The following is a 23,393-nucleotide window of genomic DNA, read 5'->3' as shown; positions in this document are numbered from 1 at the left end:
CCTCATCCCAAGGGTCGAACCACGGGCCAAAAGCCACGGTTCCCTCTCGGTTGCGCCGCTGGCTGACGGATAGTTCCGTCGGCCAGGAAGACCCGAACAGCGAGCACAAGCATGGCGCCAAATGGTGGCAGGTCATGTGCCTCTCGGGCCTGGACTACTTCTCCACGCTCGGCTACCAGCCGGCCATTGCCGCGCTCGCGGCCGGAGCGCTCGCACCCTTTGCCACCCTGATCCTTGTGGCCGTCACGCTGTTCGCTGCCCTGCCGGTCTACCGCCGGGTGGCCCAGGAATCCCCCCACGGCCAAGGCTCCATCGCCATGCTGGAACGGCTCATGCCGCACTGGAAGGGCAAGGTGTTTGTCCTGGTGCTGCTGGGCTTCGCGGCGACCGACTTCATGATCACCGCGACCTTGTCGGCCGCGGATGCCTCGGCGCACCTGATTGAAAACCCGTTCACCCCCGAATGGTTCAGCGGCAAGGAAGTTCCCATCACCCTGGTGCTGCTGATCCTGCTCGGCGCCCTGTTCCTGCGCGGCTTCACCGAGGTCATCTGGATTGCCGTGACCCTCGTGTTCTCGTTCCTGGCGCTGAACCTGGTGATCATCATCGTTTCGGCCGCCCACATCATCGGCCAGCCGGTCACGATCTCCAACTGGCTTGATTCGCTCTTCACCGCGCACGGGGATCCGATCATGATGCTGCTGGTCTGCCTGATCGTCTTCCCCAAATTGGCGCTGGGCCTTTCCGGTTTTGAAACCGGGGTGGCCGTCATGCCGCAGATCTCCAAGGCACCCGGCGACACCGAGCAGAATCCTGCAGGACGCATCAAGGGCACCAAGAAGCTGCTGACCACCGCGGCGCTGATCATGAGCGGCTATTTGGTCCTCTCCTCCATCGTCACCACCATCCTGATCCCGGCCCAGGAATTCCAGCCCGGAGGCCAGGCCAATGGCCGCGCGCTCTCGTGGCTGGCGCATCATTTGATGGGTGATGCCTTTGGCACCGTCTACGACGTGGCAACGATCCTGATCCTCTGGTTCGCCGGCGCCTCAGCGCTGGCCGGAATGCTGAACCTCATTCCCCGCTACCTGCCGCGCTTCGGCATGGCGCCGGCATGGGCCAGTGCCGTGCGCCCGCTGGTCCTGGTAGTCATCCTCGTTGCCTTGGGCATCACCATCCATTTCAAGGCCAGCGTCGATGCCCAGGGCGCGGCGTACGCCACCGGCGTGCTGGTGCTGATGTGCTCGGCGGCCATAGCGGTCACCATCTCAGCCAAGCGCAAAGGCGAACAGCGCAAGGCGATGCTCTTCGGGGCCGCCAGCCTGATCTTCGTCTACACAACCATCGCCAACTGCGTCGAGCGCCCGGACGGCCTGAAAATCGCGGCCCTTTTCATCGCGGCCGTGCTCCTGGTCTCGCTGCTGTCCAGGTTCCGGCGCTCCACCGAGCTGCGCGCCACCTCGGTGATGTTTGATGCCGCCGCCGTGGATATCATCCACAAGGCCAGCAGCGCAGGACTGCTCCGGCTCATTGCCCACGAACCGGTCAAGATCTCCAAGCGGCGCTACCTGCACAAGCACCAGCATGCGATCCTGGCCAGCCACATCCCGCAGCGCGCCCCGGTGGTCTTCCTGGAAATCAAGGTCAGCGACTATTCGGACTTCGCACAGGATATCGAGGTGCGCGGCATCACCCGCCACGGCCAGTGGATCCTTGAAGCCACCGCCCCTTCGGTATCCACGTCCATCGCGGCCATCGCCATGGCCATCCGGGATCAATACGAGGCCATGCCGCACATCTACTTCCGCTGGACCGAGGGCAATCCGCTGTTGAACCTGGCGAAGTTCATCTTCCTCGGGCAGGGCGAGATCGCCCCGCTGACGCGGGAAGTGCTGCGCGAGGCGGAGCCGAACCTGCAGCGCCGCCCATGGGTCCATGTGGGGTAGGTTTCAGCTGGGGCGCTGATCCATCCGGCCAAGCCGGTGCCCGCTAGCCTATGCCAGCACCGGCCTGGTCGATGTCATCGAGGACCGCGTGCCGACCTTCCAGGATCACGTTCTTGGCCAACGGCAATTGATGCGATGCGCTCTCGATAATGTGCATCAGGTATCCCCCGGTATTGGGAAAAGCGATGATATCCCCCTTGGAGACGCCGTGCGGGAACTCAAAGCGGCGGCGCAGGATCAGTTCTTCTTCAATGCAGTACGCACCGACGAGGAACCCGCTGTACGGCGAGCGCTCTGGTGCGTGCCGGCCCGAGGCCTTGACGAGGATCGGGTCAACCAGGAAGTCCGCAGAAGTGGAACGGCATTGGGTGCGGTTCATGTGCAACCCCACCAGGCTGGCCCCATCGCTGCGCTGCTTGGTGAACGCGACCTCGGACAGGGTCAGCCCGCAGCCATCAAGCAGCGAACGGCCCGGTTCGCAGCGCAATTGAATCCCCCGCTCAGTGAGCATCTGGGCTACGCTCCGGGACCCGTCAGGGTTGCGGGCCGCGAGGATCTGATCCAGCCAGGGTCCGCGAATCAGCTGCTGGTGATAGGGGTACAAGGCATTGCTGGGCTGCGGCCCGGTGGCTCCCAGCCGGTCGGATTTCCAGGTCAAGGATTCATCGCCATCGGGCAGGTCGGCGAGCGCCTCCCAGAATCCGGTCCACTGCGTTGAATCATCAAGATAGGACATCGGAATGCCGCCACCCATGTCCACGAATTCCACCGTGTGCCCGAGCTGCCCCAGGGCGTCGGCAAATTCCATGGACTCTTGCAGCACCAGTGCCCGCTGCCCGCCGCTATAGCCATTGAGATGGAAGTGCACACCGACAATGCTGATCGCTTCGTGGCTGTCCAACTGGGCAAAGAAGTCCAGCCATTGCTGCGCGGCCAGCCCAAATCTGGTGGGCGGAATCTCCGGGCTGCTTGAGGCCAGGCGCAAGGCAACTGGCACGGGAGCCCCGCCGCTCTTGGCCAGTTCCAACAGGTCCGCTGCTTCATCGGTGTTGTCCAGGCTCAGCACCACGTTGTTATCTGCCGCCAGCTTTAGCAGCGCCCTGGATTTCACCGCGGCGGTAACAATCAGCGATTCCGGGCTGACCCCGCGCTGCAGGCATTGATCCAGCTCGTGGAAGCTGGCCACATCCACGCCGCAGCCTTCGGCCACCGCCTTGTCGATCGCTCCCAGGGTCTTGTTGGCCTTGCGCGCCAAATAGACCTGGAAGTCAATGCCGTGCCCCGATGCCGCATCCCGCAGCTCGGTGATGTTCCGGGACATGGACGAGTAGTCGTGGACGTTCAACGGAGACCCGCACTGGCCGAGCAATTCCTTGCACAGCTCGGGGTCCTGAACCAGGTTTTCCATCCATGGTTCCAAGCGGGCGGTCAAGGGCAAGGTTCCGTGCATCAGCGGGGGCATCAATAGGCTGCTTTCTGGCTGGGGGCGTTCAGTTGTGCAAGGATGCGCTGGGACCAGCGCTGGTATTCCGGGTGCAATCCCCGGTTCAAGGTGTCGTGGCCCAGGGTGGGGTCTTCGGTGGGGCGTCCCAGCGCGGCCAGGGATTCGTTGCGCGCCCCTTCGGCATTAATGCAGGTCCCGTCGGTGTCCGTGAGCAGGCCGCGCTCGCCGGTCCTGATCTTGATCTCGCCGTCGGCGAGCAATCCCTGGATAAGCCCGCTGGCGGGTTCTCCTTCAGGGAAGGGCGCGGTGAGCACCCCGGCCGGTGAAGTCACCGCGTCAATCATCACCGCGCCTTCTGGTGGCCCCGGGCTGGCTGGTTCATGCCGCAGCATCCCCGCATTATGGAGGGCCATCAGCTTCTGGGCTGTGGGAATTGGCGGGCCGAAGGCCATGCGCTCGAGGTTTGCGGCGGCAGCGTTGAATTCCTTGCGCTCCTGCCCGGTCCAGTGAAACCGGGACAGTGCGGCGATTAGTTCCGGGTACACCCCGGACCAGACTGCTGCCCACACCCATTCCTGGGTTTGGGGCTTCAGCCCTTGGTGCGCAAGAAGGCTGTATCCCATTTGTTCGAAGGGACTGGCCTGCGTGGAGAACTGGGCGGACTGCCCGGTTTCCAGTGTCTGCCTCAGGGATTCTTCGCTCGCAGGAACCGAATTCAGCGCGGCAACCTGAATGGCGCAGTCCAGCAGGATGCGCCACATCTGCCCGGTCTCCTTTGGGCCGAGGCTCCCCCACCGGCGCAGCTGTGCCTTGCAGGCATCGAGGATGCCTTGGGTTTCTGGCGGAATGCTTGCCGGCTTGGGTGTCATCGGGATGCGATGGCGCGAGGCCATGGTGATCTCTTGTGGCTCGCGTCCGCTGGGCAGGTATTCCAACGTGCCACCCGGGCCGCCTTCAGCCGCTTCCCATTGCCCGCCGCGTCCTTCGGTTAATGCCAGGACCACGTCGTAGGCGGTCAATGCCGCGCCGCGGATCCATACGCTGCTCCCGGCGGGCACGCTGCGAAGCGCATCCTGGGATTGCTCAACGCTCAGGCTGGCGGCCGCGATGGGCGCTAGAGCCGTGTGGCTGTGCTTGCTTCCCGCGAGTCCGTGGCCGGTGGCGATGACCACCTCGTCGTAGAGCAAGCTGCCAGAGCCCGTCTTCACGATCCATTGATCCCCTTGGCGTTCCAGTTTTTCCACCGCTAGCGCCAGGTGCCGGACGGGCAGCGATCCGAGGTGCGCCAGCAGCTCGAATTGTTCTCGCAGATATTCCCCGACAAGCGCCCTTGGCGGAAAGGCGTCGTGGATCGCGCCGGCTGGCTGCCGGTCCCGGAACTCGTTGAACGTTTGCGCGCAGAGGCTCCAGGAGGCGTCGATGATGCGCGAGTTCACGTTCAGCCTCAGTTCCCTGGGCTGCCCGGTATTCCATACCCGTCCCGCTCCTGGCGGGTACGGGTCATAGACGTCCACGTGCAACAGGTGCGCGGCGCCAGCAGCCAGCGAATCGTTGAGCTCCAGCAGCGCGAACAGGCATTTTGGCCCACCGCCAATCATTGCTATGCGGGTCATCGTGCGGCATCATCCTCTAGCTCATGGATTCCCGCTGGATCGAGCACCTCGCCCAGGTTCTCTTCAACCCATTGATCGTTGTAGACGGTGTGCAGGTACGGCACGCCCGAATCGTGCACCAGAAAAGCCACGCGCGAACCCCGAGGCACGTCGGGCAGCACCTGTCCCAGGGCAGCGACGATGGCCCCGGTTGATGCGCCGGCCAAGATGCCTTCGCGCCGGGCCAGCCGCCGGCAACCACGCACCATTTCGATTTCAGGGATGCGCAATACCTGATCGGGTTGCACCTGCAAGGACAGCTCGGGAATGATGCCTGCGCCCAGCCCGGGCAGGCGCCGCTCGGCTGCTTCGCCGCCAAAGAGCACCGAGCCCGCTGCGTCCACTGCCACCAGTTTTGTGGCCAGATCATGTTCCCGGACGTACTTCTGGCATCCAAGGATCGTTCCGGTGGTGCTGGTGGCAACGAACAGCATGTCCAGCTCCCCGCCCGCCGCTTCCATGATTTCAGGCATGGTCGAGGAGTAGTGGGCTTCGGGATTGCGCAGCGATCCATACTGGTTGGTGGTCACCGCGCCGGGGTTCTCGTTCAGCAGCTGGGCCACGCGCTGCCGGCGGGCTGCCAGCCTGTTGCCATCGGGCGGATCCCTGACAAGATCCACCGTGGCACCGTAGGCGCGCATGATCTGAAGCGCGGACTTGTTGGCGTTCTCATCCACGACAGCCACGAATCTGATATCCCGCACCACGCACTGCCGGGCGAGGGAAATGCCCAGGTTGCCCGAGGTGGATTCCACCACCATTCCACCGGGTTCCAGTTCTCCTGATTCCAGGAAGGCTGTAATCAGGGATTCGGCGGTGCGCTCCTTGGTACTGCCCGATAGCTGCAGTGAATCCAGCTTGGCGAATAATTCGACACCGCTTGATTCGAAGAGGCGCTCTAGCTTCACCAATGGTGAATTGAAAGGCGTTAGGGCACCGGTAGCTTGCATAGTCACAACTCACATTCCTGCGACGGAGAACACTGTCGACGGTTACTTGAGTATCAGAGGCTTTGAGCTTGACTCGTCCCGTTTTTCGCAAGTCTATGTGCAGAAATGATTTACTGGCTATCGGGTTGAAGAATTCTCAGGCAATCCTCACACCACTTGTCCGGAACCCGGTCAGCCAGCCTGCTGGGAAGCCTCGCGAACCAGGTGTTCATGGGCCACGATACCCTTGCGGCTGCGCTGGTTCCAGGACAGCCCGAGATAGAGCAGGAAGCTGGCGAAGAAGCACGGAAGCGTCGCACCGATGGGACTCGGGAAAATGTAGGTCAGCAGGTAGGCGACCACTGCGCCGGCCACCCACACTGCCACGGCAATCCAGTTCACTCCATTGCGGTACCAGTAGGCTCCGCCCGTATGGCGCAGGATGTCACGGGTGTAGCTGCCGCGCTTCAAGAAGTAGTAGTCGACAATCATGATGGCGAAGACTGGAACGAAGAAGGCACCGATGAGGGTCAGGAAGTCGGTGAATTGATCCAGCAGTGCCAGCCAGGTGGCTCCGAGGATGGAGACTGAGCCAACTGCCAACGCGGTGGCCAGGAAGGGCAGCTTGCGTTCGGGACGGGAGTTGACCACCGAGGTGATCATTCCGTAGACGGCCATCGTATTGGTAGCCATGACCGAAAGGAAGATGGCGATGGCCAGCGGCGCGCCAAAGGCAGCAACCAGAATCGTCGGGTCGAACGCGGTGGCCTCGCCGCCGGAGAGAATGACATAGCCAAGAGCGGTGGCGCCAAGAATCATCGCCAGGACGGTGGAGAGCAAGTATCCGATTCCCGAGCCGACGATGCCCGAGCGCGAGCTTCGGGCCATGCGGTTGATATCCGCGGAGAGCACCGTCCAGGAAACGGCGGTGGCAATGACAATGTCCAGGACGATGAAGGGCGTGTAGCCAAGAGAATGATCGACGGGGATTGCCGCGAACTGCGCGGGTTCGAATTTTCCGAAGGCTACGGCAAAGACATATCCCATGATCGCCAGAATCAGCACGGCCAGCCACGGCTCGACTCGTGAAATTCCCTCATGCCCGAACAGGGCCAGGGACACGACAAAAACCTGGCAGATCACCGAGAACAGCACCGGGTGGTCGAATCCGGTGGCCGAGGCAACAATGTAGTTGACTGTCACTCCGGCCAGCATGGCCTGCACCCAGCTCCAGCCCATGAGCACGATGACGTTCGCCGCAATCGGCAGGAGGCTGCCCCGGGTGCCGAACGCCCCGCGCGTGATAGCCATGGTCGGAAGGCCGGTGCGGGTTCCGATATTTCCCACGAGCACCAAGATAATGGCGCCAACAAAGGTTCCTGCCACGATCATGATCAGCGCAAGACTGAAATCCAGGCCCGGCACGAAGAACGTTCCGGTCAGCAGTGTCGTCACCACAAGGTTGGCTGCAAGCCAGATCATTCCGATGCGTCCGGTCCCCAGCTGTCCGCGGATAGGGCCGGAGTTTTCCGCCCCGGCTTCGAGCTTCTGCTCGAATTTGCGATAGACATTCATGCGTTTCCGCCATTTGCCTCGGTGGATGCTTCGTCTGGAACCGTGGAGAGATGTTCATGGATGGCTATCAGCGAACCGTCCGGCTCCTGGCGGAAAACGATGGTTTCACGTTCCACGTACGAATCCGTGGAGATGTTTTCGGGTTCGTTTCCGGTTTGGATAGCGGTTGATACCGTGTGGCTGAACACAGCCCCGCCGGGAAAAACGTGGACCAGCTGATCGGAGGAACGGCAGCTGGTGACCCTCCACCCCTCGGCTAGCCAGCCGTTCCATAGCACTTCATAGCTGGCCCGGTCATCCAGCCGGGTGGCTTCGGGATGGAATATGAATGATGCGTCCGGGGCGAAGAGCGAGAAATACTCTTGCGTGCTGGTCGCGGCGAAAGCTTCCACGATTCTGGCAGCGGCGTCCAGGACGTCTTTTTCGGTCGGTGCAACTGTGCTCAACGATTCTCCCAAGGCTGAGGTCCCAAGATGGACACTGCGGAAGCGGGCATAAAGGAGTGACATGGATTACCTATATGCATATTTTGTTTACTCTAGGTGATCTTTTGTTGCCGGTCAATGAAATTGGCGCAGCCGCGACCAGAAAAAGCAGGGCGATCGCGGCACTCTGCGTTGCCGTGGCACCCGACGGCGACGAGCCCATGAAGGCAACACCGCATCGAGGCTTGCTGATGCGGCATGGGCAGAATTCAATTGCCTGCGCGCAACGCCCGGAGGGCATAGCGCAGATGTTCCGCGACACCTAGCCCCTATCGCCCGGGGGCGCAAGGCGAACACCGCGCTCGATACGAATGCGGCTCCCCCTGAGACAGCCGTGCACCCCAGGGAACGCCTGCGACCAGCAGCCTTCACGGCAACACCGGTGAGCGCGTCACCCAAGCCCTGGCCAGGCCCAACCGCATCAATCGACAATGCACTCTTAGTGCAGTATGATGCACTCATGGATACAAGTGCCGAGCGGCTCGCCCGAACCATCGGGGACCGGGTAAAAAGCGAACGCAAGAACCACGGCTGGACACTGGATCAGCTTGCCGAGCTGGCAGGCGTCAGCCGGCGCATGCTCATCAACGTCGAACAGGGCACCGCCAACCCCAGCGTCAGCATCCTGCTGAAGCTTTCGGATGCACTGGGCCTCGGCCTGCCCGCCCTGGTGGAACCGCCGGAAGCCGCACGCTCCAAGATCACCCGGGCTGGCGAAGGAGCCGCATTGTGGACCGGTGAGAACGGAGGACGCGGCGTGCTGGTGGCTGGCACCGACGCACCGGACGTGGTTGAACTGTGGGACTGGACCCTGGCGCCCGGCGAACGGCTCGAGAGCGAACCCCACTCCTCAGGGACCCGGGAGCTGCTTCATCTGCTCAAGGGCTCAATCACCATCGAGGTTGATGGCGAAATCCATGAGCTGAAGGCCGGAGATGCCATCTCCTTCGACGGGGATGCACCGCACGCCTACGCTAATTTACGCAAAACCGCCGCCACCTTCAGCCTGTGCGTCTACGAACCAGGCGTTGGCCATACCCATAAACCGGAGAGCACCAATGCCAAATAACCTGACCCCCACCGAATTCCTCTACGGATGCTCAATCGACCCAGCGGTCCTGGAGTTGCGTCCTGACTACCGCGCCTTGCTGCTGGTGGTTGAGGGCATCAACCCGCAGGCCGATGCGCGGATTGCCGATGAGCTGATCGGGCAGGCCGAAGCGCATGCGGCGGCGCTGCTCGCCGGCACCCCCGTGGATCAGTTGCCGCAGATCGATGCTTGGCGCGAGGCCTACCGCGCCTTCGGGGCGAAACCCCAGCGCACCCGCAACAGCCTCGAAGCGCTCACCCGCCGCGCGTCGTCAGGCCTGCCGCGTGTCAATGCCTTGACCGATATCTATAACGCCATTTCCGTTGTCCACCAGATCCCGATTGGCGGCGAAGACTTCGATCTATATGACGGCCCGGCCTTGCTCACGCGTGCATCCGGCGACGAAGCCTTTGATACCGTTGCCGGCGGCGAGCCAACCATCGAGAACCCGGATGCGGGCGAAGTGATCTGGCGGGATGGCACCGGGGTGACGTGCCGCCGCTGGAACTGGAGGCAGGGACGGCGCACCGCCCTGTCCGAGAACACCACCACCGCGTTCTTCATCCTGGACGCCCTGGCCCCCATGTCCGACACGCAGCTGGAAGCTGCCGGCGAGGCCCTGGGCCAAGCCATGCAGTCCCTGGGTGCTGCCGTACAAGTTTCACAGCGAATCGCAGGTGCCCAGTGATCTCTCGTTCCACGTTCAACGGCCTGCCGCCGTGGACCCTGGCCATTACCGCCATGCTGGCGGTCCAGCTGTCCAACGCCACGTCCGTTTTTGTCATTGAACAGGTCGGTGCCGGTGGCACCGCTTGGCTGCGCATGTGCTTCGGAGCAGTCTTTCTCTGGGTCATCGCGCGCCCCAATTTCCGCTCCATCCGCAAGCAGGACATTCCGGCGCTGATCGCGTTGGGAGTTGTCACCGGCTATATGACCGCATTGTTCCTGGAAGCGGTTGCCCGCATTCCATTGGGCACCGCGGTATCCATCGAGTTCCTCGGCCCGCTCACCGTGGCCGGGATCATGAGCAAAAACCGGAAAGCGCTGCTCTGGCCAGCGTTGGCCGTCCTGGGCGTTGTGCTGCTGACGGAACCGTGGCACGGGCAAATCGACGCGGCAGGTGTGCTCTTCGCACTCGGCGCTGGAACCTGCTGGGGGTTGTACAACGTCCTGACCCAGCACGTTGGCGACCGCTTCTCGGGAATCAGCGGCTTGTCGCTGACCATCCCGGTGGCTGCCATCGCGACACTGCCCGTTGGCTTGCCACAGGTGATCAGCCACGATTTTGCCTGGTGGACACTTCTCGCCGCGGCAGGCATTGCCCTGATCACCCCGGTCATCGCCTTCGGCCTGGAAATGCTGGCGCTCAAGCGGATGAATCACACCGCTTTTGGCACGTTGCTCTCCATTGAGCCGGCCTTTGGCATTCTCATTGGCCTGCTGATCTTGTCCCAGACTCCAACCTGGTTCCAGTTCGCGGGCATCATTATCGTCATTGCAGCGGGCGCAGGAGCCCAGCGTGGCGGACGGCGCCAAGATCCAGGCGTCCCGCTCATTGAAGTGCCGCTGGAACCGCTCAAGTAGGTCATCCACGCCTTTGCTGCCGCGCCTCAACGCAGTGCCAGAATCATCATGATCCCGGCACTGCGTTGAGGTTTAAATAGCTCATTCGGAACGCCGTGCTCGACTGCGGGCAATCGGGTACAAGAGATCTCCAGATGCATGGACTCCCGTCTGCCGCCGCCTGCAAGCCGACGCGCCTGCAGATGTTAACCTCTCGCCGCGAGAAGCCCCTCCCTTCGCTCCCCAGCGCAATTTGCCCTCACCGCAACACTTAAGTGATAATCATTCTCATTATGATTAGCATGGGGAATCAGGCAGGCATCAGCCGCGCCACAGAACTGCTCAGCCTTGAGAACAGCTCGCTGTGCGTCCGCGGTTCTTCACAGGTGCTCCTCGAAATCCCCGAGCTGCGCATTTGCTCCGGCGAGCGCCTGGTAGTCACCGGGCCCTCGGGCAGCGGCAAATCGCTGCTGCTCTCGATGATCACCGGCCGCTGGGCCGCGCAGCTGGGTTACGCCGGGACGCGCACCATCGGCTGCGAGCGCATCGGCTACATTCCGCAGCGAGGCCAAGATGCTTTGCATCCGCTGATGCCGCTGGGCCGCCAGCTGCGCAAGGCCAGCGGCCGCAGCGCCCAGGCAGTTGAAGACACCTTGGCCTCGGTGGGCCTAGATGATCCGCAGCTGCTGCAGCGCCGCCCGGCAGAGCTCTCCGGCGGCCAGGCACAGCGTGCCGCGGTGGCGCTGGCGGCACTGAGCTCAGCCCCGCTGATCCTGGCCGATGAACCCACCAGCGCCCTGGACCAGGCATCGCGCGACAAGATCCTCGGCCTGCTGGACAAGGTGGTTTCCGCAGAGCAGGCCATGGTCGTGGTCACCCATGATCCAGAGGTCGCCGGGGCCCTGGCCACGCGGCGCATCCGGCTGGATTCCGGGAGGCTGCGCGAAGAGCTGGCGCCTGCACGGCAGGCGGTCCCGGCATGAGCCACCCGGTACTCGAGGCATCCGGGGTATCGGCGAGCCGAGGCACCGGCCGCAATGCCCGGCAGATCCTGGCTCCGGTCTGCCTGGCCGTGGAAGCCGGCGAATCGCTGGCCATTACCGGCGCTTCCGGTGCCGGCAAATCCACGCTGGCCGACATCATCCTGGGACTGGGCGACCCGTCCACGGGGCAGGTGAACCTGCTCGGCACACCGTGGTCACTGCCCGGCAGGAATCTCTCGGGACAGCGCCGGCACCTGGTCCAAGGCGTCCCGCAGGATGCCGCGGCGGCCTTCGTGCCCCGGTATTCCATCCGCAGGTCGCTGCATCTGGCACTCTCCCGCCTGGCACCGCACCTGGCAGCAGAAGAACAGATCGAGCGGGCCGCCCACGTGGCCCGATTCGATCCCGCCCTGCTGGATCGGCGGCCGCGCGAGCTTTCCGGCGGCCAGGCACAGCGGGCAGCTTTGGCCCGCGCGCTGGTCGTCGACCCGGCGCTGCTGGTCGCCGATGAACCCACCAGCGCCTTGGACCCCGCCACCGCCGGCGAAGTGGCAGAGCATTTGTTCACGACCGCCAATGACACCGGAATCGCGTTGCTGCTGGTCACCCACGATCTGCAGCTGGCAGCCCGCTGTTCACGCCATTTGCGCATCAGCGCGCCGCGCTGATCTGCGCCCATCACCGACCCACTCGCAAGGAACGCACTTTCATGACTCGACGCCGCAGCACCTCCCTGCCCCTGCTCCTGCTCCCGCTCGCTGCCACCTTGGCGCTGACCGGCTGCTTCTCCGCCTCCGCCGAGCCAGCAGGCAGCACCGGGCGCATTTCGGTGGCCCACATGCAGCCGCCCCGCTCGGGCCTGGACCCGCTGAGCGATGACGCCTTCAAGCTTTCACGCTGGTCCACCGCTGAGACCCTGGTAACCCTCAATGAATCCGGCGACGCCACCCCGGGGCTCGCCACCGCCTGGCAGCGCACCAGCGATACGGCCTGGGAGATCACCATCCGCGAGGGCGTCAGCTTCCACAACGGCGAACCCCTGACAGCCGCGGCGGCCGCCAACTCGCTGCAGGCGGCCATTGATTCCACCCCCGTGCCGCGCATCCTGAACGGGACCGCTTTGAACGTCGATGCGGTCGATGGCCAGACCCTGCGGATCACCACCGCTGATCCCGACCCGCTGCTGCCCCAGCGCCTTTCCAGCCCGCAGCTGGCCATCTTTGATCCTTCCGCCTACACCGATCACGGGGTCAACCCGGTGAACACCGGAACCGGACCGTTCAAGATCACCGCAGTAGACGGCATCTCCGGGGCAACCCTGGATCGCTTCGATGGCTACTGGGGCGAGCCGGCGTCCGCCGAGGGCATCGACGTGAAATTCGTTCCGGACGGCACGGCCCGCACCGCGGCCCTGCGCACCGGCGAGGCCGACATCGTCGAGGCCATTCCGGCTGGCCAGGCCTCCACCGTGGACCAGGAACTGCTCACCGAAGTCCCGATGCCGCGCACCAATACGCTGTACCTGAACACCAAGAAAGGGCCCTTCGCCGATCCAGCGGTACGCGCCGCGGCCCGCGAAGCCATCGACCGCGCGGCCATTATCGAATCCGTCTACGAGGACCGCGCCGACCTTGCCGAGGGCCTGCTCGGCCCCGCCCTGCCCTACGCCGCCGAGTACCGCGACGATGCCGAGTACCAGGAACTGCTGGCCCACCGCGCGCAGCCGGCCAAGGTCAAGGATGTCAAGATCTCGCTGGGCACCTTCACCGACCGCGCGGAACTTCCCGAAGTGGCCGTGATCCTCGAGCAGCAGCTGGAAGCGGCAGGTTTCGAGGTGCAGCAGGATGTGCGCGAATACCAGTACATCGAGGCCGATGCCCTGGACGGCGCCTTCGACGCCTTCATCCTCTCCCGCGCCACGGTTCTGGACTCCGGTGACCCGGTGGCCTATTTCGCCTCGGACTTCACCTGCGAAGGCGGCTTCGCCATCTCCCAGCTGTGCGATGCCCAGGTCGAAGAGGCCATCGCCAGCGCTTCGGAAACCGACGCGGGCACCGGCCGCCAGCGTGCCATCATGCTGGCCGAAGCAAGGATCCTGGGTACCGATGCGGCCATCCCGCTGCTGCATGAGCGGGTGATCCAGGGTGAAAATGCCGCCGTATCCGGTGCTGCCCGGGATCCTCGCGAACGGTCCCTGGTCACCACGCTGACGCAGCTGGACACCAAGTAGGGCGAAGAAGCACCGCATGAGATTCCTCCGCGCCTACAGGCAGAAAACCTCGCTGGTTTCCGCCGCCTCCTATCTGCTCAGCGCCCTGGTGCTGCTCCTGCTCGCCGGCGCCCTGCCCTGGCTTTCGCGCACCGATCCGGCCGCCGCGGTGCTGCGGGCCCGCTATGCGGAGCTGGAGCCCACGCCGCAGGCGCTGGCCGCCATCCGCGAACAGCTTGGACTGGGCCAAGGGCCTGTGCACTCCAGCCTGCAGTGGTGGGCCGGGGTGCTGCGCGGGGATCTGGGTTCATCCTGGGTCAGCGGAGCACCGATCGGCCCCGGGGCCTGGCGGGCCCTGTCCGTTTCGGCCACGCTCACGGCCTTTGCCAGCGCAGCCGCCCTGCTGGTGGCACTCTGCCTGATCGCCCCGGCGATGCTTCGGGTGCTGCGCGACAGGCCGCAGACCGGTTCCGGGCCGCTGGGCGTCGCCCTGACTGCCCTGCCGGAATTCCTGCTGGCCAGCATCCTGCTGGTGCTGGTCGCGGTGAAGCTGGACTGGCTTCCGCCCTATGGCTGGACCGGGCTGGATACCGCGGTATTGCCGGCCCTGGCCCTGGGCATTCCGGCCGGCGGGCTGCTGGGCCGGCTGCTGGCCGACGCCATTGCCTCGGTGGCCGGCGAGCCATGGGTGATGATCTGGCGGATGGCCGGGGCCTCGGGCCCCGTGCTGCTGGCCGGGGTGCTGCGCCGCGCAGGCGCTGCCATCATCGACCAGTTCGGCCTGGTGTTCATCGGTCTGCTGGGCGGAGCGGTCGCCGTGGAACAGGTCTTCGCCATCCCCGGTCTGGGACGCTTCCTGCTCGGCTCGGCCAATGCCCAGGATATCCCGGCGCTGCAGGCAGGCCTGCTGCTGATGGCAGGAACCGCAGTGCTCATCGGATTGCTGGCCACCGCCGCCCGGCGCTGGCTGCGCGGGGGTCCACTGCCTGCCGGAGCCTTGTCCGTCCCGCCGGAATTCCGCGGCAAATCCTCCTTGCTGCGCTGGACTGCGGGGATCACCTGCACCGGGTTGCTGGCCATCATGGCCTTCGGCTTGCCCCGCGATCCCTACGCGATCAGCCACCAGCGGCTGGCCGCGCCGAGCTGGTCCCTTCCCTTCGGCGCTGATGCCAGCGGCCGGGATCTGCTGGGCCGGGTGGCCCATGGAACCTTGGGCACGGTCGCCCCGGCAGTGCTGATCGTGCTCTGTGCCGTGGCCATCGGCCTGCTGCTGGCCGGGCTGGGCGAGATCTCCCGCGGGCCCTCGGCCATTGCCAATGCCACCCCGCCAATCCTGGCGGGCGTCGTGATTGCCGCGCTGCTGGGTCCCTCGGTGATCGGCGCCGGGGTGGCAGTGCTGTGGGTGACCTGGCCCCCGTTGTCCGCCCATGCGGCATCATTGCTCGAAGAAGCACGGGCCATGCCGCATATCCGCTGGCTGCCGCTGTCCGGAGTTCGCCGCGGGGAAATCTTCGTGAAGCACCTGTTGCCGGCAATCGTCCCGCCCTTGCTGCGCCATGGCATGCTGCGCCTTCCCGGAGTTGCCCTGGCCCTGGCGGCGTTGGGCTTCCTGGGCCTGGGCGCCCAGCCGCCCACTCCGGAATGGGGATTGCTGCTGGCCGAGGGCATCGGCTACGTCGAGCGCGCCCCGTGGACGGTCTTCGCCCCAGCGCTCTCGCTGGTGCTGACTTCGGTCTGCGCCGTGGCCGTTGCGGGGATGAGCCCCTCGCGGCGCCCTTCGAAAAATTCTGGCCTGCCCGGCGCTGGAACCGCACCAGCATCTGCGGATGCAACGCCGGATGCTTCTGCTGCTCCCGCTGGCGGCGCGGTACACAGCAACAGCTGAAGTTCGCGGCTTGCACGGAGCAGGCTCTGCACGCATGGATGTTCCCTGGCCTGCTCGCGCCGCATGCACCTGCACGGGAGGAGCTGGAGACCGGTGCGCGAATGGCGAACGCCGCCGGATCCCGTGGTGCGGCTGGAATTCCAGGGCCTTCTTCGGGTTAGCTCATCCGGAACGCCGTGCTCGACTGCGGGCTATCCGGGAAGTCAAAGCTGATCGTGCGTTCCTTATTCGTTTGCAAGGTAGTCACCGACAGCTCAGCAGGGCCGGTACAAGAGATTTTCAGGGTATGGATTCCCAGCAGGTGCCAATGGCAATGCCCCGATACTTCCACCATGTCAAAAGCCAACTTTTTCATTTCAACATTGACGGTGTACCGCGCTACGCCTTCTGGTGGCGTGATATCAAAGGTATACGTCGGGAAGTGCGGATGATGGTCGGTGTGCATCGCGACTTCGAACTGCTCTTGCGATTCAATGCTCGGTGATTCCGTGGGCTCGGCCGTTGGTTCCACGGAAGGCTCGACCGTCGGAGCCACGGATGGCTCGACCGTCGGAGCCACGGATGGCTCGGCCGTCGGAGCCACGGATGGCTCGGCCGTCGGAGTCACAGATGCTTCCGGAGTCGGTTCCACGGTTGGAGTCTCCCTCGCCTCTGGACTCGGCTCCGGTGCTGGCTCCACGGAAGGTTCAGGCGTCGGCGCCACGCTAGGTTCGGCGCTCGGCCCAGCCGTCGCTTCGGCGGTTGCAGGATGCGACGATTCTTCCGGAACAGGCGCAGTTGATGGTTCAGCGGTTGGCGTCTCCGTTACCTGAGGCATTGCCTCGATGCTTGGCTCCGGTTCCGGATCAGAACTCTCCAGCGGGGCTGCAGCTTCGGCAGTAGGCGCCGCAGATGGCGCACTCGGTGACGGTATAACTGGTGGCGCTTCCGCGCGGGCGCTCTGCTGCGATGGCCCCGTCTCCTGCTGCTTCATTGGAGCAACAAAACCAGGTGTCCGAGCAAGATATTCAGACGGTTCAGCATCGAGCGTCGGCGCAGGCTGAACCCATGCCGAACGCCCGGGTCTTTGACCCGATTCAGTGCTCTCGGGCGCAACGACTTCAGGGGCCGGAGCGGGATTGTATTCCTTGGAGCTCGCCGGCGGGGCCGATTTCGGATCAGCACCCGTGGTCGCATCGGGCAGAAAACCCCCTGCAGCTGCGAATGCGGTCATCGTCAATAATCCGACGCCCACCGAAGACACCAGCACCACGCCACCAGTCGTCCCGATACCAACAGCACCAGCGGTGGCCCCGGCACTTGCCGATACCGTCGATGCAACACCCTGGGCACCCGCGATTCCGCCGGCCGCTGGTACGCCCAGCGCCGTGGTGCCGCCAACCAGCAGCGGCACGATGAAGGCACGCAGGCTAGAGCCTACTTCGGTGAGTTCCGCGAATACTGCGGCGCACTCATCACAAGTCTTCAGGTGCTGCTTGACTGCCTTTTCGTCTTTGCTCTTGAGGGTGCCACGGACCATCGCAGGCAGGTGCTTTCGCGCTTCGGCGCACTGTTCCGAAAGCCCGGAGTGGGCCTTCATGTGCGCCGAGAGGTACGCCTGGCGCAGTCCTTCACGCGCACGAATAGCCAGAGCCGATACCGCATTCGGTGTAATCCCCAGGATCGGAGCGATTTCGCGAGGTGCGAGCCCCTCAACCTCGACGTGCCAGAGCACCATCCTCCAGCGTTCGGGCAAGGACTGAAAGGCATTGACGATAAAAGATGTCTCGGCCCGATCCATGACGTCGTCAGCGAATGCATCCCCCATATGGAACTCTTGGTGATCGTCAACAACGATCTGCTGCGACGCTGCCTTGTTCCTGGCAAAAGCGCAGCGCGATACGACAGTCAGCAAATAGGCTCGGAAGAATTCCTGCGGCCCCAAGCCTCGTTCAATGGCTTGGAAAACCTTCAAGAATGCTTCTGAAACGATATCTTCAGCCTCAGACGGAGTATCGGTATGACGATAGGCGACAGCCAAGGCAACCTGCTTATGGCGTCGATATAGATGCGCTTGGGATTCCCGGTCCCCTCCGCGGATCCCTCGGATCAAGTTCGCATCACTGAGTTCAGCGAAGATCTCTCCCGAATCAATTGTCATAACGCCCCCAAAACGTCTAAGGCCTTCAGCTGGCCATCACGTTCTTGGCAACCTGCAGCATTCCCCAAATTTGCGGCCCGCAGAACTTTCGCGGCCAAGGTCCCACCCTTGACTGCATTACTGCGTGCCTCCAACATTCTTCCATCGTGTGTCTGAACTAGAAAGGGCGATTCCACGCAAACATCATCACGAAGTCGCACCTCGTTATTTCCCGCTCGCATTTCATCTCCCTTGAATATTCGTCCGCACCACATCAGTGGCTACTTGGCTGCGCATTTTCTGTACCGTTCTCGTGTGTTGTGCATCGAGTAGCCACGCGCGTACATATTTTTAGATCGCAAGAATTGATGATCGTGACGCGGTTTTTGAAAAAACTTTGTAATTCTTTTTCTAAACTTCCCTGGGCCCGGATCACCGTTATTGCCATGATCGCAGGGAATCACGCCCATAGCTCAGACTGCGATGGAAATCTCCATCCGCTTCTCCGCAGGCCATTGCAAAACCGGTCTCCAGTCGGCTAGAAATATTGCCTTCAACCGGAGAAAAGCGTGCTCAATGCAACTCCAGCGACATCTTGAAGATGAGCCCCGGTCCTCATCAAAACTCATTCACGCACCAAAATTCACGATTTCATCTGATGATTTACAGAAGTCAGTATTTTCCTTCACCCTACGCAAAAATAATTCTCCAGACCTCCGCGTCACGATTTGCGCCCTATTCCGTCTACAAGATATATCCATCACTCGCAGAGAACGGATAAATCTGGGGTGTCGAAGTGGCATTGGAACGCGGGGGCGGTTCCAATGCCACGTAGGCCCCTCTTACAGTGCGCGCCGCGTCCTGCCCAAGATTTATCGCTCCTTCGTTGGCGGATTCGCATTCGAAAGTCCCTCAAGGAGAGAAATATGCAAATGACCATCAGTGTCTTCGCACTACTCGTTTCAATTACGGGTATCTCAACAGCTCTAAGCCGTTGGGGCAGGCGTTGGCTAGCACGTGATTTTGCAAACCACCGACTCATCTTGTGCATCTGGGTGGCAGGAAATCTTGTGCTGCTCCTTTCGGTCATCGGCTACCTTTCAACACCTGATAGCGCAGAACTTTGGGCGGGCTTTGCCATCATCACCGCCATCTGGCTGTTCATGTTTTCGATGGTGAGCACCTTCTTGCAGCGGCGTCCGCAGCGTAAGGAACGCCCGAAGCGATTCCTCGCCGTTGGCGCCCACCCCGACGATGTTGAATTGGCCTGCGGCGCAACCATCGCCAAACTCGTTGATTCGGGGCACGAGGTGCGCATCATGGTGATGTCCCAAGGAGAAAATGGCGGCAATGCGCCACGACGCATTCGCGAAGCCCAGCGCGGAGCGGCTTACCTCGGCGCGCAGTCCCACTCAGTCCAGGACTTCTGCGACACCCGCCTTTCGGAAAGCTCCAACGACATGGTGGCCGCCATCGAACAGGAAATCACGCTATTCGAGCCTGATGTTGTCCTCACGCACTCCGCCACCGATATCCACCAAGACCATGAGGCTGTGCACCGTGCGGTGATGCGCGCAGGGCGAAAGCTGCCCTCTATCCTCTGCTTCGAGAGCCCTTCGGTAGGTCACGACTTCTCGCCAAAATTCTTTGTTGATGTGGAGAAATACACCGATATAAAGGTCGAGGCCATCAAGCTGCACTCGGATCAACGCACCAAGCCCTATATGACTGGCACTCGAACCAAAGCCATCGCCAACTTCCGCGGAAGCCAGGTCAAGCAGAAAAGCGCCGAAGGCTTTGAAGTCATGCGCCTGGTTTCAAAGACGGTAGGAGACTTTTAATGATCATTCTTATTACCGGTGTCGGTGGACCCGCTGGCAGCAGCTTGGCACGCCAGCTTCACGAGCATGGCCACCAAGTCATCGGGGTGGATATGACCCCTGTGCCGGACGAGCATCTTGGCCTCTTCCTGCAGGTGCCCGCGGCGCGCGATGCAAGCTACGTTCCCGCTCTTCGACAGATCATCAAACAACAAGACGTCGCGCTGGTCATTCCCACCGTCAGCGAAGAACTGCCCATCCTGGCAATGGATCAGAATCGCGAACTGCTGGAATCAACTGGGGCTACGATTCTTCTGTCATCGGAAACATCAATCCGCATCGCCGACGACAAGTACCTGACGATGCTGGTCCTCAACGATGACCATGTACCCACGCCTGACTTCGTTCGTGGCGACCTTTATGGCCGCCCCTCGGTAGCAGGGTTCCTCCCCCACCAGTACGCCATCGTCAAGCCCCGGGTCTCCCGCGGTGGCCGTGGGGTGCGCCTGCTCGCTTCGTCCCAGCTGACTGACGGTTCGCAAGAGATGTCGGCGTCAGATCTGGTCCAGCGTTTCGCGCCAGGGCGCGAATTCGCTCCGATGCTGTTTCGCAATCCCGACAACGGAAAAGTTGATGTGTGCGTTGTCGTGGAGAAAACAGAACTGCGCGAGGGCCTCATAGGCAACGCGGTATCGGTACAACGTTGCGAATTCGACGCCACCACAGCCCACGTGGCCCAGGTGGCGAGAGCCGCGGTAGCCAGCCTCGATTTGGTGGGACCTGTGGATCTGGATATCCGGCTGACCGATGAAGGCCAGCCGGTGGTGCTGGAGATCAACGCCCGCTTTGGCGCCAATAGCGCGGCTGCACCGGAGTTGGTGGATTCAGTGCTTCAGTACGCCAGCTTGCATGCCCCGGGCAAGGTGGGCAATGCATGAGCTCAGCGCTGGTCATCGTCTTTAACGTTGCGATTGCCCTCATCATCATTTTTGGAACGATCAAATTGGCCTACATCCCCTTGGCCATCTGGTTCGAAGTGCGCCGCGGATTGCTCTTCACGCGCAATGGAAAACTCACAAGGCTCCCTCCAGGATTCCCGCATGAGGAACAAGAATTGCGCCGGCCCCGCGGACGTTCTCGCCGGGCCGCCCGACACTTCGGAACAACCCCGAAGTACCGAGTATCGGTCATCGTCCCCGCCTACAACGAAGGCGTGGTGCTGCGGGCGTGTGTTGAATCCATTCTCAGGACCAAAGGCGATTTGGCAGAAGTCATCATCGTGGACGACGGGTCCACAGATAATACTGCGCAGGTCATGCACGCATTGGCGCAAGCCCACCCGATGGTGCGAGCCATCGGGCAGCAGAACGCAGGCAAGGGCGCAGCACTAAACCGTGGCATCAAAGAAGCCACCGGGGATGTGCTGGTGTTTGTTGATGCCGACGGCATCTTCTCACCGGTCACCATTCCCTGGCTGCTCACCGGCTTCCGCGACGCCTCGGTGGGTGCAGTGTGCGGAGATGACCGGCCAGTAAACCTGGACCGCGTGCTGACCCGCATGCTCTCAGTGCTTTCCCACATGGGAACCGGAATGGTGCGCCGCTCCCTGTCCCTGCTGCATTGCCTTCCGGTGGTCTCCGGGAACATCGGAGCCTTCCGTGCAGAACTGGTCCGTGAACTCGGTGGCTTCCGCACGGATACCGTAGGCGAAGATCTGGAGCTGACCTGGAGGATCTACGATGCCGGATTTCGTGTCGCCTTCGAGCCTCGCGCAATCGTCCTGGCCGAGTCCCCCTCCACCCTGCGAGCGCTATGGAAGCAACGCGTGCGGTGGGCCCGCGGCTTGTTGCAGTCCGTCAAGATCCATTGGCGGCTCCACGGCAATCCACGGGTAGGACCCTTCGGCCCGTTCCTGCTTTTCAATTTTGCCACCATGGTTTTTGTGCCGGTAGCCCAACTCTTTGTCCTGGCCGCTTTGGCCTATTTGGTGCCATCCGGCCAGATGTCAATCACCAGCGATAGGCAAACCTCGGTGCTGTGGAATGCTATTGCCATCCTCAGCTGGGCGGGTTTGGGGATCACCTTGATCTCTGTTGTCATCGGCATTGTCCTGAACACTGCGTGGCGGGATTTCTTGAATCTGTGGACCTTCCCTTTATGGCCGCTCTACGCAACAGCCATGGGCATGACCATGGTGGCCGCCATTGTTTTTGAAATCCGCGGACAGCCAGCGCAATGGAACAAGCTCCATCGCACCGGCGTGGTCTCCAGCCATGAATTCAGCGCCATCCTGGGCAACGACGTATGAACACCGCACGGGGTTCGGGCCGCAGATGGCGCGTGGCAGTGCTCGCAGTGCTTCTGATCAGTCTGGTCTGTGTGCCTCCCTATGGGCGGACTTCAGCAGGAACCAGGATCTACCACCCAGTGACTGCAGCCCAACAACAGTGCTTGGCCACGGCGCTGGCACCAGATAGCCAAGGAAGCAGGTCCACGGTGGGTAATGCTGGCAGATCTCGCGTAGTGAATATCGGTTTCGAGGATGTCACCAGCGCTGACCCAACGCGAATTCCGGATATTGCCAGGCAGCTGGATGCAGTCAATGCCACCGGGGTCTCCATCTCGGTGGGGCGCCTGGACTGGATCGGTTTCCCTTCTTCCGAATTCAAGGACTGGCAATCCGAAGAGGTTGCCCGCACAGGGCGTGACTATGTGCGCGAAGCAATCGACGCGTTCATCTGCAGCGAGAGTGGACAGCGTCGCACGATTTCCTTGAATATCGATACTCTTTTGGGCCGCGAACTCGCATCGCGTCCGGACATCGCCGGGATCAACGCCCAAGGCGGAGTTTCCAAGAACTGGGCCAGCATCTCTGCGTGGAAGCACAAAGGCCTCACCGGTCGCCTGGAGCGGCTCGTCTCGGACCTGATCCTCCGCTATTCCCCAGACAGCATCAACATCACCGAGCTGATGTTCCCCTCCTATACCTTCAGCGAAGCCGACTTCCATGATTTCCAGGAGTACAGCGGCATGGATCGCTGGCCTCTCTCAGCTGATGGCACGATAGATGCCGGATCCCCGCTGATTCACGCCTGGCGCAGCGACGCGGTTGCTTCAATCATGAGCAGGGTGGCGAAACGCCTGGACGGATCCGGCGTGCAGCTGACCATGGACGTGCGATCCCCCGTCAACGAGGATCTGCGCGGGCGCCTGGACTCAGGGCAGGACTACGCCCAGCTGCTGGAGATTGTCGACCGATTGAACATCTGGAACTTCCAAGGCATCAATTCGACCGGCTACTTCACTACCGGCCAACTAGCCGAGTTCTTTGTTGATCAGGACTCCTCCGGCTTCGGCATCGAGATCGGCCTCTGGGACAAGGGAGGCGCTCTGAGCGCCACCACCCTGGAGCACGAGTTGCGTCTGGCCGAAGAACACGGAGTACCTCATCTATCCATTACTCCGACCTCGCTGATGGACGAGCCAGCGTGGGATACCCTGCGCAGAATCTGGGGTTCTCCGGTACCGGCCGCATCGGAAAACTAGCCACGGCTGGCCATCTGAATCGTTCAATATCGGCTGAATCGGCGGGTGCTGAGCAAGGCAGTACATGCCACGACATCGGGGGCGTTGATTGCTAGGTCGCAGCTGTCGATACCACCTGGAATCTAATTGCCGTAGATGTCCCGTGCT

The 23,393-nt window shown here is 62.5% G+C and carries 19 protein-coding genes; 13 read left to right on the top strand and 6 right to left on the bottom strand.

Annotated elements, in window-relative coordinates; genetic code table 11:
• The first annotated feature begins 134 nt into the window (after window positions 1–134).
• Window positions 135–1,946 (top strand): amino acid permease, encoded by a 1,812-nt coding sequence (locus H6F58_RS01310; protein WP_060703524.1) that lies wholly within the window; start codon window positions 135–137, stop codon window positions 1,944–1,946.
• Between the two features lie 43 nt (window positions 1,947–1,989).
• On the opposite strand, the gene H6F58_RS01305 is transcribed toward H6F58_RS01310, so the two are convergent.
• The 5 genes from H6F58_RS01305 to H6F58_RS01285 form a co-directional block, all read right to left on the bottom strand.
• Window positions 1,990–3,408 carry an alanine racemase gene (locus H6F58_RS01305; protein WP_195180910.1) on the bottom strand — a complete coding sequence of 473 codons (1,419 nt, stop codon included), beginning with the start codon at window positions 3,406–3,408 and terminating at the stop codon, window positions 1,990–1,992.
• Window positions 3,408–5,003, bottom strand: a complete 1,596-nt coding sequence (locus tag H6F58_RS01300) for an FAD/NAD(P)-binding domain-containing protein (protein ID WP_195180909.1) — start codon at window positions 5,001–5,003, stop codon at window positions 3,408–3,410. The genes H6F58_RS01305 and H6F58_RS01300 overlap by 1 nt, the downstream gene beginning before the upstream one ends.
• Complete coding sequence (locus tag H6F58_RS01295) at window positions 5,000–5,992, bottom strand: pyridoxal-phosphate dependent enzyme (RefSeq protein WP_244652247.1); 993 nt, start codon at window positions 5,990–5,992, stop codon at window positions 5,000–5,002. The genes H6F58_RS01300 and H6F58_RS01295 overlap by 4 nt, the downstream gene beginning before the upstream one ends.
• A gap of 171 nt (window positions 5,993–6,163) precedes the next feature.
• Window positions 6,164–7,546, bottom strand: coding sequence for a cytosine permease (locus H6F58_RS01290; protein ID WP_195180907.1), 1,383 nt, complete (start codon window positions 7,544–7,546; stop codon window positions 6,164–6,166).
• Window positions 7,543–7,992, bottom strand: coding sequence for a nuclear transport factor 2 family protein (locus H6F58_RS01285; protein WP_244652221.1), 450 nt, complete (start codon window positions 7,990–7,992; stop codon window positions 7,543–7,545). The genes H6F58_RS01290 and H6F58_RS01285 overlap by 4 nt, the downstream gene beginning before the upstream one ends.
• A 56-nt stretch (window positions 7,993–8,048) precedes the next feature.
• On the opposite strand from H6F58_RS01285, the gene H6F58_RS01280 reads away from it, so the two are divergent.
• From H6F58_RS01280 to H6F58_RS01245, 8 genes are all read left to right on the top strand, one after another.
• Window positions 8,049–8,297: a hypothetical protein gene (locus H6F58_RS01280; RefSeq protein WP_206693378.1), complete on the top strand. Its 249-nt coding sequence runs from the start codon at window positions 8,049–8,051 to the stop codon at window positions 8,295–8,297.
• Between the two features lie 194 nt (window positions 8,298–8,491).
• A complete protein-coding gene (locus H6F58_RS01275) occupies window positions 8,492–9,100 on the top strand; it encodes an XRE family transcriptional regulator (protein WP_195180904.1) in 609 nt (202 codons plus the stop codon).
• Entirely contained in the window at window positions 9,090–9,809 is a 720-nt protein-coding gene (locus H6F58_RS01270; protein WP_195180903.1) for a phenylalanine--tRNA ligase beta subunit-related protein, read from the top strand. Before H6F58_RS01275 ends, H6F58_RS01270 begins: the two co-directional genes overlap by 11 nt.
• Entirely contained in the window at window positions 9,806–10,705 is a 900-nt protein-coding gene (locus H6F58_RS01265) for an EamA family transporter (RefSeq protein WP_348536352.1), read from the top strand. Before H6F58_RS01270 ends, H6F58_RS01265 begins: the two co-directional genes overlap by 4 nt.
• A 281-nt stretch (window positions 10,706–10,986) precedes the next feature.
• A complete protein-coding gene (locus H6F58_RS01260; protein ID WP_244652220.1) occupies window positions 10,987–11,667 on the top strand; it encodes an ATP-binding cassette domain-containing protein in 681 nt (226 codons plus the stop codon).
• A complete protein-coding gene (locus H6F58_RS01255; protein ID WP_195180901.1) occupies window positions 11,664–12,335 on the top strand; it encodes an ATP-binding cassette domain-containing protein in 672 nt (223 codons plus the stop codon). Before H6F58_RS01260 ends, H6F58_RS01255 begins: the two co-directional genes overlap by 4 nt.
• A 41-nt stretch (window positions 12,336–12,376) precedes the next feature.
• On the top strand, window positions 12,377–13,897 hold the full coding sequence (locus H6F58_RS01250) for an ABC transporter substrate-binding protein (protein WP_195180900.1): 1,521 nt from the start codon (window positions 12,377–12,379) through the stop codon (window positions 13,895–13,897).
• 16 nt (window positions 13,898–13,913) lie between these two features.
• Window positions 13,914–15,761: an ABC transporter permease subunit gene (locus H6F58_RS01245; RefSeq protein WP_195180899.1), complete on the top strand. Its 1,848-nt coding sequence runs from the start codon at window positions 13,914–13,916 to the stop codon at window positions 15,759–15,761.
• A gap of 157 nt (window positions 15,762–15,918) precedes the next feature.
• On the opposite strand, the gene H6F58_RS01240 is transcribed toward H6F58_RS01245, so the two are convergent.
• Window positions 15,919–17,901 (bottom strand): sigma-70 family RNA polymerase sigma factor, encoded by a 1,983-nt coding sequence (locus H6F58_RS01240; RefSeq protein ID WP_195180898.1) that lies wholly within the window; start codon window positions 17,899–17,901, stop codon window positions 15,919–15,921.
• 1,049 nt (window positions 17,902–18,950) lie between these two features.
• Between H6F58_RS01240 and H6F58_RS01235 the strand changes: the two genes are divergently transcribed.
• The 4 genes from H6F58_RS01235 (at window position 18,951) to H6F58_RS01220 (ending at window position 23,246) form a co-directional block, all read left to right on the top strand.
• Window positions 18,951–19,721, top strand: a complete 771-nt coding sequence (locus H6F58_RS01235) for a PIG-L deacetylase family protein (RefSeq protein ID WP_206693377.1) — start codon at window positions 18,951–18,953, stop codon at window positions 19,719–19,721.
• Window positions 19,721–20,638: an ATP-grasp domain-containing protein gene (locus H6F58_RS01230; protein ID WP_146276757.1), complete on the top strand. Its 918-nt coding sequence runs from the start codon at window positions 19,721–19,723 to the stop codon at window positions 20,636–20,638. Before H6F58_RS01235 ends, H6F58_RS01230 begins: the two co-directional genes overlap by 1 nt.
• A complete protein-coding gene (locus H6F58_RS01225) occupies window positions 20,635–22,008 on the top strand; it encodes a glycosyltransferase family 2 protein (protein WP_146276759.1) in 1,374 nt (457 codons plus the stop codon). The genes H6F58_RS01230 and H6F58_RS01225 overlap by 4 nt, the downstream gene beginning before the upstream one ends.
• 119 nt (window positions 22,009–22,127) lie before the next feature.
• Window positions 22,128–23,246 (top strand): hypothetical protein, encoded by a 1,119-nt coding sequence (locus tag H6F58_RS01220; protein WP_146276761.1) that lies wholly within the window; start codon window positions 22,128–22,130, stop codon window positions 23,244–23,246.
• The last annotated feature ends 147 nt before the right edge of the window (window positions 23,247–23,393 follow it).

The organism is Glutamicibacter sp. FBE19 (assembly GCF_015524875.1).
Classification (GTDB): Bacteria; Actinomycetota; Actinomycetes; order Actinomycetales; family Micrococcaceae; genus Glutamicibacter; species Glutamicibacter halophytocola.
This window is presented reverse-complemented; position numbering and strand designations above follow the sequence as displayed.